Origin of the sequence: Paraburkholderia sp. SARCC-3016 (assembly GCF_031119615.1) — a bacterium.
Classification (GTDB): Bacteria; Pseudomonadota; Gammaproteobacteria; order Burkholderiales; family Burkholderiaceae; genus Paraburkholderia.
The window spans coordinates 44,917-59,373 of sequence record NZ_JAVHZD010000003.1; the positions used below are offsets into that span (position 1 = coordinate 44,917).

The 14,457-nt window shown below is 64.8% G+C and carries 11 protein-coding genes and 1 pseudogene; 8 read left to right on the plus strand and 4 right to left on the minus strand.

Going from position 1 to position 14,457, the window contains the following annotated elements:
• Positions 1-17: 17 nt before the first annotated feature.
• On the minus strand, positions 18-2,165 hold the full coding sequence (locus QYH69_RS04285; protein WP_308830676.1) for an FUSC family protein: 2,148 nt from the start codon (positions 2,163-2,165) through the stop codon (positions 18-20).
• 388 nt (positions 2,166-2,553) lie between these two features.
• Here QYH69_RS04285 and QYH69_RS04290 point away from each other — a divergent pair, with 388 nt between their 5' ends.
• The gene (locus QYH69_RS04290; protein WP_308830831.1) at positions 2,554-2,943 is read left to right on the plus strand and encodes a BON domain-containing protein; all 390 of its coding nucleotides are present in this window, start codon (positions 2,554-2,556) and stop codon (positions 2,941-2,943) included.
• 173 nt (positions 2,944-3,116) lie between these two features.
• Here QYH69_RS04290 and purM read toward each other — a convergent pair whose 3' ends face one another.
• A complete protein-coding gene (purM, locus tag QYH69_RS04295) occupies positions 3,117-4,172 on the minus strand; it encodes a phosphoribosylformylglycinamidine cyclo-ligase (RefSeq protein WP_308830677.1) in 1,056 nt (351 codons plus the stop codon).
• 142 nt (positions 4,173-4,314) lie between these two features.
• Here purM and QYH69_RS04300 point away from each other — a divergent pair, with 142 nt between their 5' ends.
• The 7 genes and pseudogenes from QYH69_RS04300 (at position 4,315) to panB (ending at position 11,107) form a co-directional block, all read left to right on the plus strand.
• Positions 4,315-5,391 carry an AI-2E family transporter gene (locus QYH69_RS04300; protein ID WP_308830678.1) on the plus strand — a complete coding sequence of 359 codons (1,077 nt, stop codon included), beginning with the start codon at positions 4,315-4,317 and terminating at the stop codon, positions 5,389-5,391.
• A 233-nt stretch (positions 5,392-5,624) separates the two neighbouring features.
• Positions 5,625-6,311, plus strand: a pseudogene (gene hda, locus QYH69_RS04305) (DnaA regulatory inactivator Hda); the annotation flags it as partial.
• A gap of 202 nt (positions 6,312-6,513) precedes the next feature.
• Complete coding sequence (locus QYH69_RS04310; RefSeq protein ID WP_075158073.1) at positions 6,514-7,200, plus strand: HAD family phosphatase; 687 nt, start codon at positions 6,514-6,516, stop codon at positions 7,198-7,200.
• Entirely contained in the window at positions 7,197-8,930 is a 1,734-nt protein-coding gene (pcnB, locus tag QYH69_RS04315; protein WP_308830679.1) for a polynucleotide adenylyltransferase PcnB, read from the plus strand. The genes QYH69_RS04310 and pcnB overlap by 4 nt, the downstream gene beginning before the upstream one ends.
• A 48-nt stretch (positions 8,931-8,978) precedes the next feature.
• On the plus strand, positions 8,979-9,545 hold the full coding sequence (folK, locus tag QYH69_RS04320; protein ID WP_308830680.1) for a 2-amino-4-hydroxy-6-hydroxymethyldihydropteridine diphosphokinase: 567 nt from the start codon (positions 8,979-8,981) through the stop codon (positions 9,543-9,545).
• Positions 9,546-9,559: 14 nt separating this feature from the next.
• Positions 9,560-10,240, plus strand: a complete 681-nt coding sequence (locus QYH69_RS04325) for a deoxynucleoside kinase (RefSeq protein ID WP_308830832.1) — start codon at positions 9,560-9,562, stop codon at positions 10,238-10,240.
• Positions 10,241-10,291: 51 nt separating this feature from the next.
• Positions 10,292-11,107 carry a 3-methyl-2-oxobutanoate hydroxymethyltransferase gene (gene panB, locus QYH69_RS04330; RefSeq protein ID WP_308830681.1) on the plus strand — a complete coding sequence of 272 codons (816 nt, stop codon included), beginning with the start codon at positions 10,292-10,294 and terminating at the stop codon, positions 11,105-11,107.
• A 96-nt stretch (positions 11,108-11,203) separates the two neighbouring features.
• On the opposite strand, the gene pabB is transcribed toward panB, so the two are convergent.
• Both pabB and dnaJ read right to left on the minus strand, forming a co-directional pair.
• Positions 11,204-13,108, minus strand: a complete 1,905-nt coding sequence (gene pabB, locus QYH69_RS04335) for an aminodeoxychorismate synthase component I (protein ID WP_308830682.1) — start codon at positions 13,106-13,108, stop codon at positions 11,204-11,206.
• Positions 13,109-13,144: 36 nt separating this feature from the next.
• Positions 13,145-14,281, minus strand: a complete 1,137-nt coding sequence (dnaJ, locus tag QYH69_RS04340; RefSeq protein WP_308830683.1) for a molecular chaperone DnaJ — start codon at positions 14,279-14,281, stop codon at positions 13,145-13,147.
• Positions 14,282-14,457 lie beyond the last annotated feature (176 nt).

A 14,457-nucleotide genomic window follows, 5' to 3' on the forward strand; every position in this document is an offset into this window, starting at 1 on the left:
GCGTTCGAGAGTGGCATTCACGCGGTGGACGCCGGGCCCGCCCCCGCGAGGCCGGGCGGCGCCGCCGGCGCACCCGCGGCGAGCGGCGCGAGCGACAGGCGCAGGCCGACGAGCGCGTGCACCGCATCGCGCAGCCGGATCTCGGTCGAAAACGAAGGCGGCGCGCCCGCAGTAGTCCCGCCGGTGGTCCCCGCCGTTGTTCCCGGGCCCCATTGCGAGACGCGCGACAGCGCGGCATCGATCGCTTCGATAAGCCCGCGCGGCACAGGCTGGCGCTTGCGCCGCGCGATACACAGTTCGTAGTAGGTGCGCACGTTGACCAGCACGCGGTCGAGCTGTTCGCTCATTTCGGCGGCAACGCCATCGCGGTAGTGGCGCAGATCGAGCGAATTCGACGCAACGCGCAGATCGCGAAACGTTTCGAGCGAAGGATGATGATGCGGGCCCGAAGTCGAGACGCGCGGCAGCACCTGCATCAGACGGTCGAGCATGAGCGAGAAGAACGTGCGCTCATCGGAGATCGGCTGCGCGGACGCCGAGCGCGCGACGTCGGCCCAGGTCGCGCGGATCAGCCGCTGCGCGAAGAACTCGACGCCGAACGGCCGCGTCACCTGGGTCCAGACGAACGCGAATACGATGCCCGCGAGCGACGCGGAGGTCGTATTGAGGAACACCAGGAAGTTCGCGTCGTACGAGCCGGCGAGGCTGATGAACGTCGCGGTGAAGAGCGCGATCACCGCGGCGACCGCATTGAGTTTCGGATGCGCGATCAGCGTGCCGATCGCGAGGAACGGCACCGCGAACACGAGCACCAGTGTCTCGAAGTTATGGACCTCGGGCAGCACGACGAAGAGATAGACGCCCGATAGAACCACCGACACGATGTTCGCAACGAAGAACCGGAAGATGGCCGGCGCGGGCTCGTCGAGGCCCGCGAAAAAGCAGCACGCCACCGTCGCGATAAACACCGCGTTCGCGCCGTCGTGCCAGCCGGAGGCGATCCACAGGCTGCAGGCAACGACCACGAAACCCGCGACGGTGGCCGACGAAAACAGCATGAAGCCGTGATCGACCCAGATCTGCTCGCCGTTCACGCGCCAATGCCGGAAGCGCGGATGCCAGATGCCGTCGGAATGATCGAACAGCGCACGCAGTTCGCGGCAATCCTGCCAGATGTCGATTGCCATCTGCACGCGCCACAGCGCGTTCGACAGCAGCGCGCCGTCCCATGGCCCAAGCGTGCGGGGCACGCTCACGCGCAGCGCGGCAATGCGCGCGCGCAGGCTCGTCGCTTCGGCGTCGCCGATTGCCGATACGCTCTGATCTCGGCGCGAAGGCGCATTGATCCACTTGCCAACGTCGGTAAGCAACGGCTCGAATTCCGGCACGCGGGCCATCGCTGCCGAGCGCCGGAACGCGGCGAGCGGATCGGCCACCGCCGCCAGCACGGGCAGAAACAGCTGCATGCGTTCGCGCAGCGCGTAGGCGCGCGACACGACGTCCGGGCTCGCGTGATCGTAAGTCAATTGTGAGAGCAGTACGTCGAGCGCCTTGACGGTCGAGGCCAGCCGTTGCTGCAACGGCAGCTGTACGACGTCGTGCGAGCGCGCCGACAGTGCGGCCCGTGCGAACTGCGCCGCATCGGCGAACCACGAGTCGGTGCGTGCGAGCAGCGTCGGCGCGAGCCGGCTCGGAAACAGGATCGAACCGACGACGCTTGCGCAGATGATGCCGAGCAGAATCTCCTCGGTGCGCGCGATCGCGACATCGAAGATCGCCGTCGGGTTCGTCACCGTCGGAAACGCGACGAGCGGCAGCGTGAAGCCCGCGAGCACGAACACGTATGAACGCGCGCTGCGGTCCGACAGCGACAGGTAGAGCATCGTCGCGGTCCACAGCGCGACGAGCACGCTGAACAGATACGGCGACTCGACGAACGGCGGCACAAGCGCCACCGACATCGCCGCGCCGATCATCGTGCCGATCGCGCGAAACATCGCCTTCGAGCGCGTTGCGCCGACAAACGGGTTCGACACGATATAGACCGACGCCAGCGCCCACGACGGCCGCGGCAGCGGCACGGCGAGCGCGATATATAACGCGAGCATCCCGGCCACGAAAGTCTTGACCGAAAACAGCCAGTCGCGAGCGGACGGGTTGGTCATGAGGATTGTGCGCGTCGTGTCGTTCTTGATTTGTCGGAGCCGGGACGATGGATGCATGAGGCGCCGAGCCCGACGGGTGACGCAAGTCTGTCCTGTCGCGAAACAACGCGTTTCCCGCCACGCACTGCAATTTCGAATTCGCACGGTTTCTGGTGCAGGCAGCGCAAGGGTTGCAGATGCCTTTCGGCAACGTCAATGCGCGTCTTTGACACTGCTGTCGCGGTACGCGCGGCCGTGCCGGCGGCGCAACCGGACTCCGTGCGAACTCGTCAATTTCCATTGCCCGGCACAAGCCGCGATTTCGTTGCGGATGCACATTGTGGCATCGCCGTTTCTGCAATCGCATCCCGACTGCATTCATTACAGAAGGAGATTTTCCGTGAGTCAGATGAAGTCAAGCCGAAAGCTCGTCTCCACCCGTGCAACGATCATATGTGCCGCCGCCATCGCGACCGCATCGTTATTCGGACATGCCGCCTTCGCGCAAGATGCGCAGACGTCGTCCGCCACGCAGACGACGACGCCCGCCACGCACGCGACTCACGCGAGCCTGCGTCACGCCAATCACAAGCTCGAACGCGACGTTCGGGTCGCGCTGGCCCACGCGAAGATCGATACGACCGACATTCTGATCCGCGCGAAAGGCAGCAAGGTCGCGCTGATCGGCGCAGTGCCCGACCAGAATATGATTGCATCCGCGGCCGGCATCACGGGCAAGGTCGCCGGCGTGACTTCGGTGCAGAACCTTCTCATTGTGCGGCCCGAGTCCGACGATTGAAGTGGGAAGGTGAAATGGGAAAGTGAAGCCGGGGGGGTTGAAGCAAACGAACCGAAACGAAAAACGGCACGCGCATCAATCCAGATTCGCGTGCCGTTTTTCGTTGAATGCGCTGCCGGAGCAGTTGCCTCCGTTGCCTTGCTCGGTTGCCCTGGCTATCCAGGCGCTCGCCGTTAGATGACGACCGTCTGTGCCTCGCCTTCCTTGCTTTGCCGCACGGTGCCGATCTGCCACACCTGCTCGCCCGCGGCGGACAGCAGGCCGATCGCCTGCTTCGCGTCCTGCGCGGAAACGATGACGGCCATGCCGATGCCGCAGTTGAATACGCGATGCATCTCGGCGTCGGCGACGCCGCCGTGCTTCTGCAGCCACGCGAACAGCGGCGGCAGCGGCCATGCGCGATGATCGAGCTCGGCGGTGAGCCCTGCCTTGAGCACGCGCGGAATGTTTTCGACGAGCCCGCCGCCCGTGATGTGCGCCATGCCCTTCACCGGCATCTGTTCCATCAGCGCGAGCAACGGCTTCACGTAGATGCGCGTGGGCGCCATCAGCGCATCGGCGAGCGGGCGGCCGTCGAAGTCGGCGGTGAGATCGGGATTCGCGCGCTCGACGATCTTGCGCACGAGCGAGTAGCCGTTCGAGTGGATGCCGCTCGACGCGAGGCCCAGCACGATATCGCCCGGGACGATCGTGCTGCCGTCGATAATCTTGCTCTTTTCGACCGCGCCGACCGCGAAGCCCGCGAGATCGTATTCGCCATCGGGATACATGCCCGGCATTTCGGCCGTTTCGCCGCCGATCAGCGCGCAGCCCGCGAGTTCGCAGCCATATGCAATGCCTTTGACGACCGTCGCCGCGGTGCCCACTTCGAGCTTGCCGCACGCGAAATAGTCGAGGAAGAAGAGCGGCTCGGCGCCTTGCACGAGGATATCGTTGACGCTCATCGCGACGAGATCCTGGCCGACCGTGTCGTGTTTGTTCAGGTGGAAGGCGAGCTTCAGCTTCGTGCCGACGCCGTCGGTGCCCGACACGAGCACGGGCTCGCGATATTTCTTCGGCACCTCGAACAGCGCACCGAAACCGCCGATGCCGGCCAGCACGCCGTCGCGCAGCGTTTTCCTCGCAAAGGGCTTGATCGCATCGACGAGGGCATCGCCCGCTTCGATGTCCACGCCGGCGTCACGATACGACAAACCTTGAGCGTCAGGAGCGGATTTCGGTTGATTCATAAGGAAAGCGCGAGAAGGTCGGTAAAATGCGATTTTACCTGATGCCGGCCCGCGGGCTGGAATTCTTCCCCCGGTATACGCGCCGTTTGCACCGCCGCACCGGCGGGGAAACCCCACCCAGGAAAACGAGGAAAAGTTTATCTTGCAGCAGAACGCTCCGATTTTTACGCCGTATCAGCGGCGCGCGATGATCTGGTTCGCCATCGCGCTCGTCACCGGCATTCTTCTGTGGCTATTGAGCCCGGTGCTCACACCGTTTCTGCTCGGCGCGATCCTCGCTTACATCCTGCATCCGGGCGTGTCGTGGCTCAGGCGCCGCCGCGTGCCGAAGGGCCTCGCCGCGTTGCTCATGATGCTGTTCTTCACGCTGATGGTGACAGGGCTCGTGCTGCTGATACTCGCCGTCGTGCAGAAGGAAGTGCCGCAGTTGCGCCAGCAGGTGCCCGTCATGATTTCGCACCTCCACCAGTGGCTGCAGCCGAAGCTCGAGCTCCTCGGCCTCGCCGATTCGCTCGACTTCGCGAGCATTCGCGATCTCGTCACGAACCAGCTCGAAGGCAGTGCGCAGACTGTCGTGATCTACGCATGGACGTCGATCCGCACGAGCAGCAACCTGATGCTCGACATCGTCGGCAATCTCGTCATGGTGCCGCTCGTGCTGTTCTACCTGCTTTACGACTGGAACGCGATGACGCGCCGCATCACGCACTTCATTCCGCGCCGCTGGCTCGGCAAGACGCTGCAGCTGTCGCACGACATGGACCAGATGCTGTCGCAATACCTGCGCGGCCAGTTGCTCGTCATGGCCGTGCTCGCGGTTTATTATTCGGTCGCGCTATGGGCCGCCGGGTTCGAGATCGCGCTGCCGGTCGGCATATTTACCGGTCTCGCGGTGTTTATTCCCTATATCGGTTTCGCGACGGGCCTGATCCTCGCGCTCGTCGCCGCGCTGCTGCAGTTCGGCAGCTGGTATGGAATCGGCGCAGTCGCCATCGTGTATGGCGTCGGCCAGATTCTCGAGAGTTTTATCCTGACACCGCGTCTCGTCGGCGAACGCATCGGATTGCACCCGCTTGCCGTGATTTTCGCGTTGCTCGCGTTCGGTCAATTGTTCGGCTTTTTCGGCGTGCTGCTCGCGCTGCCGGTCAGCGCGATCCTGTCCGTCGCGTGGCGCGAATTGCGGCAAAGCTATCTGTCGAGCACGCTTTACAAGAATTGATGCCGGCGATTAACGTGCGCCGCTGTATTGCCGTGAGGCCGTGCTTGCGGCGTGCTTGCGACGTGCTTGCGGCGCGTTTTGTGTCATGTTGCGCCGTGTTCGACCCGCGTGTTCGACGCACGCGTGATCCTCGCTTAACCCGCGTTTGCGTCGAGTTCGCGTACCGGTCGGGCATTGCGATGCGCGCATACGGGTTGCCGCGGGACTGACCGTCCTTCTCTCTATCGAATACTGTGCTGCGCCAACTTACGCTCGATCTAGGCACACCGCCGCCATCGACCTTCGACAATTTCTTCGCCGGCGCGAACGACGAGCTGGTCACGCGCCTGCGCGGACTCGACGCCGCGCTGGCGGCGGGCCCCGTCGCGGACCGCACGTTCTATGTGTGGGGCGAAACGGGCAGCGGCCGCACGCATCTGCTGCAGGCGCTCGCGCACGAAGCAGCGCCCGGCCACGTACGCTACGCGGGACCGCACAGCAGCCTCGACGCGTTCGCGTTCGATGCGCGCGTCACGCTCTATGCGATCGACGATTGCGATGCGTTATCGGCCGCGCAGCAGATCGCGCTCTTCAATCTGTTCAACGAAGTGCGCGCGCACCCGGCCAGCGCGCTCGTCGCGACCGGCGCCGCGGCGCCGCTCGGCCTTGCAGTGCGCGAAGACCTGCGCACGCGCCTCGGCTGGGGCCTCGTATTCTATCTCGCGCCGCTGTCCGACGACGGCAAGGCCGCGGTATTGAAGCACGCGGCGCACGAGCGCGGCATCGCGCTCGCCGACGACGTGCCCGCCTATCTGCTCACGCACTTTCGCCGCGATATGCCGAGCCTGATGGCGCTTCTCGATGCGCTCGACCGCTTCTCGCTCGAACAGAAGCGCGCGGTGACGCTGCCGCTGTTACGCACCATGCTCGCCTCGCCCGACTCGAGGCTCGCGCCCGCTTCTGCTGCCGCCGGCGCCGATGCCGTTGGCGGCAACCCGGCCGGCGGCAACGCGACGAGCGGCAGCCCGGGCGGCGAAAGCGGCGGCAAGGCCGGCGCCGCGAATACCGCCCCCTCGGGCCCGCACGGTCCGGACGCGCCGTTTCAGCCATCCGATCAGGCCGCTTCAAGTAAAATAGGCCCCCATGGCTAATCTTGCACTTTTCGATCTCGATCACACGCTCATTCCCACCGATAGCGACCACGAGTGGGGGCGCTTCATGGTGAAACTCGGCATCGTCGACGCTGAGAACTTCGCGCGCGAAAACGACCGCTTCTATGCCGACTACAAGGCCGGCAAGCTCGATATCCACGCGTATCTCGTCGCCATGCTGACCCCGCTTGCGAAATATTCGCGCGAGCAGCTGAAGGCGTGGCACGACCAGTACATGCACGAGGTCATCAAGCCGGCCATCGTGCCGGCCGCAATCGAACTCGTGCGCGAGCATCGCGATGCGGGCGACCTGTGCTGCATGGTCACCGCCACGAACGAGTTCATCACCGCGCCGATCGCCGAAATGTTCGGCGTCCACAAGCTGATCGCGTGCGAAGTGGAAACCATCGACGGCCATCCGGCATCGGCCTATACGGGCCGGCCGACCGGCACGCCGAGCTACCGTGAAGGCAAGATCGTGCGCACCGAGGCATGGCTCGCCTCGCTCGGCAAAACATGGTCGGATTTCGAGCGCAGCTACTTCTACAGCGATTCGCATAACGACATCCCGCTGCTCGAAAAGGTCACCGACCCGATCGCGACCAACCCGGACGACACGCTGCGCGAGTATGCGCAGACGCACGGCTGGCGCATCCTCGAACTATTCCAGACCACGTGATCAAAAAACTCATTCGCAAGCTGTTCGGACAAGACCGGGCAGACGCCGACAATCTCGCCGACGAAGACCCGTCCACCCCTCTGCACGAAGAAGACACGGCGGCGGCGAAACGCGTCGAAAATCCGCCGCCGCGCGGCGCGCCCGCTGCAGCGACCGCCGCCGCTTCTGACACATCCGCCGCTTCGACCTCGTCTTCGACCCGTTCGCGCCGCAAGCCCGCACGCGCGTCCAGCGCCGGCGCCGCCGTTAAGGACGACAGCGCGCGCGACCCGAACCTGCCCGTCATCATTGCGTCGGACGTTCACGGCATCGACCCCGCGCTGATATCCCGCAATGCGATCCGCGTCACCGAAGGCCTGCAGCAGGCGGGCTTTCGCGCGTTTATCGTCGGCGGCGCGGTGCGCGACCTGCTGCTCGGTATCGCACCGAAAGACTTCGACGTCGCGACCGACGCGACGCCCGAACAGGTACAACGGCTGTTTCGCCGCGCCCGCATCATCGGGCGGCGTTTCCAGATCGTGCATGTGCAGTTCGGCCAGGAAATCATCGAGACATCGACGTTCCGTGCATTGGTCGATCCGCCGGCTGCCGCCGCGGCGCCTGAGTCTGCCGATGCGGCACAGTCCGCTGCAAGCGAGCCCGCCACGCCGCCGCGGCGCCTGAGGCGCGACGAGCTCGATCGCCGCACGCATGCGGTCGATGCGAGCGGACGCGTGCTGCGCGACAATGTATGGGGTGAGCAGCACGAAGACGCGACGCGACGCGATTTCACGATCAACGCAATGTATTACGACCCCGCGACGCAGACGGTGCTCGATTACCACAACGGCATGGCCGACGTGCGCGCGCGCCTGTTGCGGATGATCGGCGATCCGGCGACGCGCTATCGCGAAGACCCGGTGCGAATGCTGCGCGTCGTGCGCTTCGCGGCCAAGCTCGGCTTCGAGATCGACGATGCGACGCGCGCGCCGATCACCTCGCTCGCGGATCTGATCAACAATGTGCCTGCGGCGCGCCTCTTCGACGAAATGCTGAAGCTGCTGTTGTCGGGACATGCGCTCGCATGTCTGCAGCGGCTGCGCAAGGAAGGGCTGCATCATGGCCTGCTGCCGCTGCTCGATGTCGTGCTCGAACAGCCGCACGGCGAGCGCTTCATCACGCTCGCACTGAACAAGACCGATGCGCGCGTGATGGCGGGCAAAACGGTGTCGCCGGGCTTCCTGTTCGCCACGCTGTTGTGGCACGACGTGCAGCAGCGCTGGCAGCAGTACGAGGCGAACGGCGAATTCCCCGTGCCGGCGCTGCATCGCGCGATGGACGACGTGCTCGACATGCAGACCGAGAAGCTTGCCATTCACAAGCGCTTCTCGGCCGATATGCGCGAGATCTGGGGCCTGCAGATGCGTCTCGAGCGGCGCTCCGGACGCAGTGCGCTGAAGCTGATCGAACACCAAAGATTTAGAGCGGGGTATGATTTCCTCCTGCTGCGCAGCGAATCCGGTGAACTGGACGAATCGGTTGCTGCGTGGTGGACTGAATTCATCAATGGAGACGCTGCCGCGCGCGAAGCATTGCTCACGCAAGGCGGGAAGGACCGGACGCCCAGAAAACGACGGCGGCGCGGAGGTGGCGCCAGAAACCGCAAGGCGGGCGACGGTATGGAGGGCGGCACGCCCGCAGGCAACGGCGAAGTCAAGGATGTGAGCCCCAACGGCACACACGAAGACTGACGCGGTTCCGGCGGAAGCCGTCGAACGAAAGTCGTAGGAAGTGATGCCATGACGGTTGCCTATCTCGGCCTTGGCGCAAACCTCGGGGATGCGCGCCAGACCCTGAAAGACGCGGTGGTGTGCCTCGCACAGCAGCACGCGATCACCGTGCTCGCGAAGTCCAGCCTGTATCGCACTGCCCCCATCGACGCGGGCGGCGATGACTATTTCAACCTCGCCGTGAAGCTCGAGACGGCGTTGCCGGTACGGCATCTGCTCGCGCTTTGTCACAAGATCGAAACCCACTTCGGCCGCGAACGGCCGTATCGCAACGCGCCGCGCACGCTCGATCTCGACATCCTGCTGTATGGCGAGCATTGCATCGACGAACCGGATCTGACGGTGCCGCATCCGCGGCTCACCGAGCGCGCGTTCGCGCTCGTGCCGCTCGTCGAAATCGAGCCGTCGCTGATCATTCCTCAACGCGGCCGCGCGCACGATTTCCTCGAAGCGGTCGCAGCGCAACGTATCGAGAAGGTGAAGGCCGCGTGTCTGTGCCCCTCGCTGGCCGCCCTGAGCGGTAGCAAAGTCGCCGGCAAGGATGCGGGCGAACCGGGCAAGGGCGGCTGCTCATGACCGCATCGCCGCTCATGACCGCATCGCCGCTCACGGTGACCGCGCCGGCCACGCGGGCGCCGTATGCGTATCTTGCGATCGAAGGGCCGATCGGTGTCGGCAAGACGTCGCTCGCGATGCGCCTCGCCGAGCGATGGTCGATGCAGACGCTGTTCGAACGGCCGCAGGACAACCCGTTTCTCGAACGCTTCTACCGCGATACGGCGCGCTATGCGCTGCCCGCGCAGTTGAGCTTTGCGCTGCAGCGCACCCAGCAGATCCAGGACATTGCCGCGCTGCAGGCGGCCGGCACGCCGCTCATCACGGACTTCATCACGCAGAAGAACGGCATCTTTGCGCGCCTCACGCTGAAGGACGACGAATGGCAGCTGTATCGCGCGCTGGCCGCACGGCTCGAAGCCGACGGGCCCGCACCCGATCTCGTCGTGTATCTGCAGGCGAGTCCCGAGGTGCTGTTCTCGCGCATCCAGAAACGCGCGGTGCCGATGGAACTGCAGATCTCTGACGCCTATCTGCGCGCACTGTGCGACGCGTACAACGAGTTCTTCTATCACTACGACCGCACGCCGGTGCTGACGGTCAACGCCGAACATCTGAACCCGATCGAATCGAACGCGGACCTTGCGCTGCTGGCCGAACGCATCGAGACGATGCGCGGCCGCAAGGAATTCTTCGTCAAGGGCACGTCGCTATAACGCGCCGGCCCCGGTTTCCCGCGTTCCCCTCTTCAACGAACGGATTGCCCCATGAGCTATTTGCAGGAAACGAGCCGCAACGCGATCACGGTGCCGAAACTTCAGGCAATGCGCGAGGCCGGCGAAAAGATCGCGATGCTGACCTGCTATGACGCGAGCTTCGCATCGCTGCTCGATCATGCGGGTGTCGATTCGCTGCTGATCGGCGATTCGCTCGGCAACGTGCTGCAAGGCCAGACCACCACGCTCCCCGTCGCGCTCGAAGACGTCGCGTACCACACGGCCTGCGTCGCGCGCGCGCGGCCGTCCGCGCTGATCGTCGCGGACCTGCCGTTCGGCACTTACGGCACCGCCGCCGACGCGTTTGCAAACGCCGTCACGCTGATGCGCGCGGGCGCGCAGATGGTGAAGCTCGAAGGCGGCGAATGGGCGGCGGACATCGTGAGGTTTCTTGTCGAGCGCGCGGTGCCCGTATGTGCGCACATCGGGTTGACGCCGCAATCGGTGCACGCGTTCGGCGGCTTCAAGGTGCAAGGCAAAACCGAAGCAGCGGCAAGCCAGATGTTGCGCGATGCGCGCGCGTTGCAGGACGCCGGCGCGCAGCTGATGGTGATCGAAGCGGTTCCCGCGCGGCTCGCCGCCGAAGTGACGAAGCAGCTAAAAATTCCGACGATCGGCATCGGCGCGGGCCTCGACTGTTCAGGTCAGGTGCTCGTGCTGCACGACATGCTCGGCATTTACCCCGGTAAGCGTCCGCGCTTCGTGAAAGATTTCATGCAAGGCAGTTCGAGCATTCTCGCTGCGATCGAAGCGTACGTGCGCGAAGTGAAGGATGGCTTGTTCCCGGCCGCGGAGCACACGTTCTGAACTAGCCCGCCCGCGTTAAGCGCGCGGGCGTTCTTGCAGGCCGACGTGCGGGTCGACGTGCGGGTCGACGTGCATTCGCGGTCACGACCAGTCGTCTCAGCTGACGATCCGCGCCGGCAATGCGCCGCGCAGCGCGTTGCAGATCAGGAGCGCTTCGGCGTTGATCACATCGTCGCGCGTCAGCACGCGCTCGGCGGCGGCCATGTCCGCGTCATCGAGCAACACCGCGCGCATCACGCCCGGCAGCACGCCGCAATCGAGCGGCGGCGTCCACCACTTCCCTTCGAGCTTTACGAATACGTTCGACCTTCCGCCTTCGGTCAATTCGCCGCGTTCGTTGAAGAAGAGCGTATCGAACGCGTCCATCACTTCCGCCTCGCGCCAGCCGCGATCGTATTCGGCGCGGCGCGTGGTCTTGTGACGCAGCAGCGGATCGTCCGACTGGACATTCATAAAACCATGCGCGGGGCCGAGTAGCACTCCGACGCTTTCGTCCGCGAGCGGCATCAGCGGCGCCACCGTCAGTTCAACCGCGCCGGCCTTTTCCAGCACGAGCCGCATCCGGTGCGGCTGGCCGGCCTGCAGCGCATCGCAGTGCGTCGCTATGCGCGCGCGGACAGCCGCTTCGTCGAACGCGAAGCCGAGCCACGCGGCGCTTGCGCCGATACGAGCGAGATGACGGTCGATATGGCGCACGCCCGCCTCGTGCGTTGCGTACATCGTTTCGAACAGCTGGAAGCCGGGATCGGCTTCGGTCAGGAAACGCGCTTTCAATCGACACTCCGCGTATTCGTCGGCCGCGACGCTATCGAGCACGATACCCGCGCCGATGCCCAGCGTACCGTGGTAGGTGCTGACGCCGGGCGGCACCGGGTCGAGCGTCAGCGTGCGAATCGCGACCGACAGGCAAAAATCGCCGCAGCGCTGTGTGGCCGGCGCCATCGGCTGCGCGGGCGCATCGAGCCAGCCGATCGCGCCGGTGTACAGGCCGCGCGGCGTACTTTCGAGCACGTCGATCAGCTGCATGGTCTGGTGTTTCGGCGCACCGGTGATCGAGCCGCACGGAAAAAGTGCGCGCAGGATATCGGCGAACGACGTGCGAGGCCGCAGCAGCGCGGTCACCGTCGACGTCATCTGCCAGACCGATTCGTAGGGCTCGACCGAGAACAGCGCCGGCACCTTGACCGAGCCGGTCTCCGCGACGCGCGACAGATCGTTGCGCAGCAGGTCGACGATCATCACGTTCTCGGCGCGGTTCTTCGGATCGTGCGCAAGAAAATCGGCGGCCGCGCGGTCCGCGTCCGGGTCGCGTGAGCGCGGCGCGGTGCCTTTCATCGGACGCGCGCGTAACGCACCGCTCTTCTTTTCGATGAAAAGCTCCGGCGAACATGACAGCACCCAGCGGCGCTCCGGCAACGCGATGAGCGCGCCGTACTGCACCGTCTGGCGCGCGCGCAATCGCCGGAACAGCGCGGCCGGCGGTCCGAACACGTCGAACGCGAGACGGTATGTGTAGTTGACCTGATAGGAATCGCCGGCGCGCAACGCGTCGTGAATGGCGCCGATCGCGCGCTCGAACTCGGGATAATCGACGCTCGCGCGCACGCCGCCCGTGCCCGCCACCGACGGCTCGACCGCGCCGCTGTCGCGCTGCACAAGCCACGCGTCGACTTCGTCGCGCGAGAGCTTCACGCACTGATCGAACAACAGGAAACGCAGCGCGCCGGTTGTCTTCGAATGCGGACCCGCGCGGGCCCCGACGCGTTGCGTCGTTTTGGTGAGGACGAGGTTGCGGCCGAATTCGTAGTCCGCGATCACGACCGCATGCAGACCGCGGCGGGCGTCGTCGGCGGCCGCCTCGCACACGGCGTCGAGTTGCGCGCTGTCGGTACATACGCGCTCATGGCGAAAGCCCGTGTACAGACGACTCGATCGGCGGACCGCAGTCGAGTTGCAATCATCGAGCAGCGCGTATGCGGCATGCGGGTCATCGACCGCCATGGGTACCGCCGACATCAAGTTGCACTAATTCGAAATTTAATCGAAAAAGCTCTTGACCCGATCAAACCAGCTCTTGCTTTGCGGACTATGTCGCGCTCCGCCTTCGACAAGCGACTTCTCGAACTGCTGCAACAGATCGCGCTGCGTGTCGGTAAGCTTGACCGGCGTCTCGACCTGGACGTGCACGTACAGGTCGCCTGCGATGCTCGAGCGCAAGCCCTTGATACCCTTGCCGCGCAGACGGAAGGTTTTACCTGACTGCGTGCCCTCCGGCACCGTGAAGCTCGCACGGCCGGCTAGCGTCGGCACTTCGATCTCGCCGCCGAGCGCCGCCGTCGTGAACGGGATTGGCATCTGGCAATGCAGATCGTCGCCGTCGCGCTCGAAAACCGAGTGCGGCTTGATGTGGATCTCGACATACAGATCGCCCGACGGACCGCCGTTGATGCCGGGCTCGCCATTGCCGGCCGAGCGGATCCGCATGCCGTCGTCGATGCCGGCAGGAATCTTCACTTCGAGCGTCTTGGTTTCCTTCGTCTTGCCCGCGCCGTGGCAGTGCGTGCAAGGCTCGGGAATATACGTGCCGGTGCCGTGGCACTTCGGACACGTCTGCTGGATGCTGAAGAAGCCTTGCGACATCCGCACGGTGCCCGAGCCGCTGCAGGTCGGGCACGTTTCCGGCTTCGTGCCGGGCTTCGCGCCCGAGCCGTGGCAGACCTCGCATGATACCCAGCTCGGCACGCGAATTTGCGTGTCGTAGCCGTGCGCAGCCTGCTCGAGCGTGATTTCCATGCTGTAGCGCAGGTCCGCGCCGCGATACACCTGCGGACCGGCACGTCCCCCGCGGCCACCGCCGCCGGCCGCCTGGCCGAAGATGTCGCCGAAGATATCGCCGAACGCGTCGGCAAAACCGCCGAAGCCTTGTGCGCCCGCCGCTCCCATGTTCGGATCGACGCCCGCGTGACCGTATTGGTCGTACGCACCGCGCTTCTGCGAGTCCGACAGCATTTCATAGGCCTCTTTGGCTTCCTTGAAATGCTCTTCCGCATCCTTGTTGCCCGGATTGCGGTCGGGGTGATACTTCATCGCGAGTTTGCGATAAGCCTTCTTGATTTCGTCGTCGCTTGCGTTCTTCGCGACGCCCAGAACCTCGTAGTAATCCCGTTTCGCCATATCGGTTCAACGCCCTCCGCGCACTGCAACGCGGCGGCTCCTCATGAATGCTGGAGTCTAGCGACTCGTCCGGCGCTGGCTTCGCAGCTGTCTACCGATGCAAAGCCATGCCTGCCATAAAACAAATGTGCCCGGAGAGCCAAAAAGGCTCGCCAGGCGCGTTTTCCGTGCGGCTT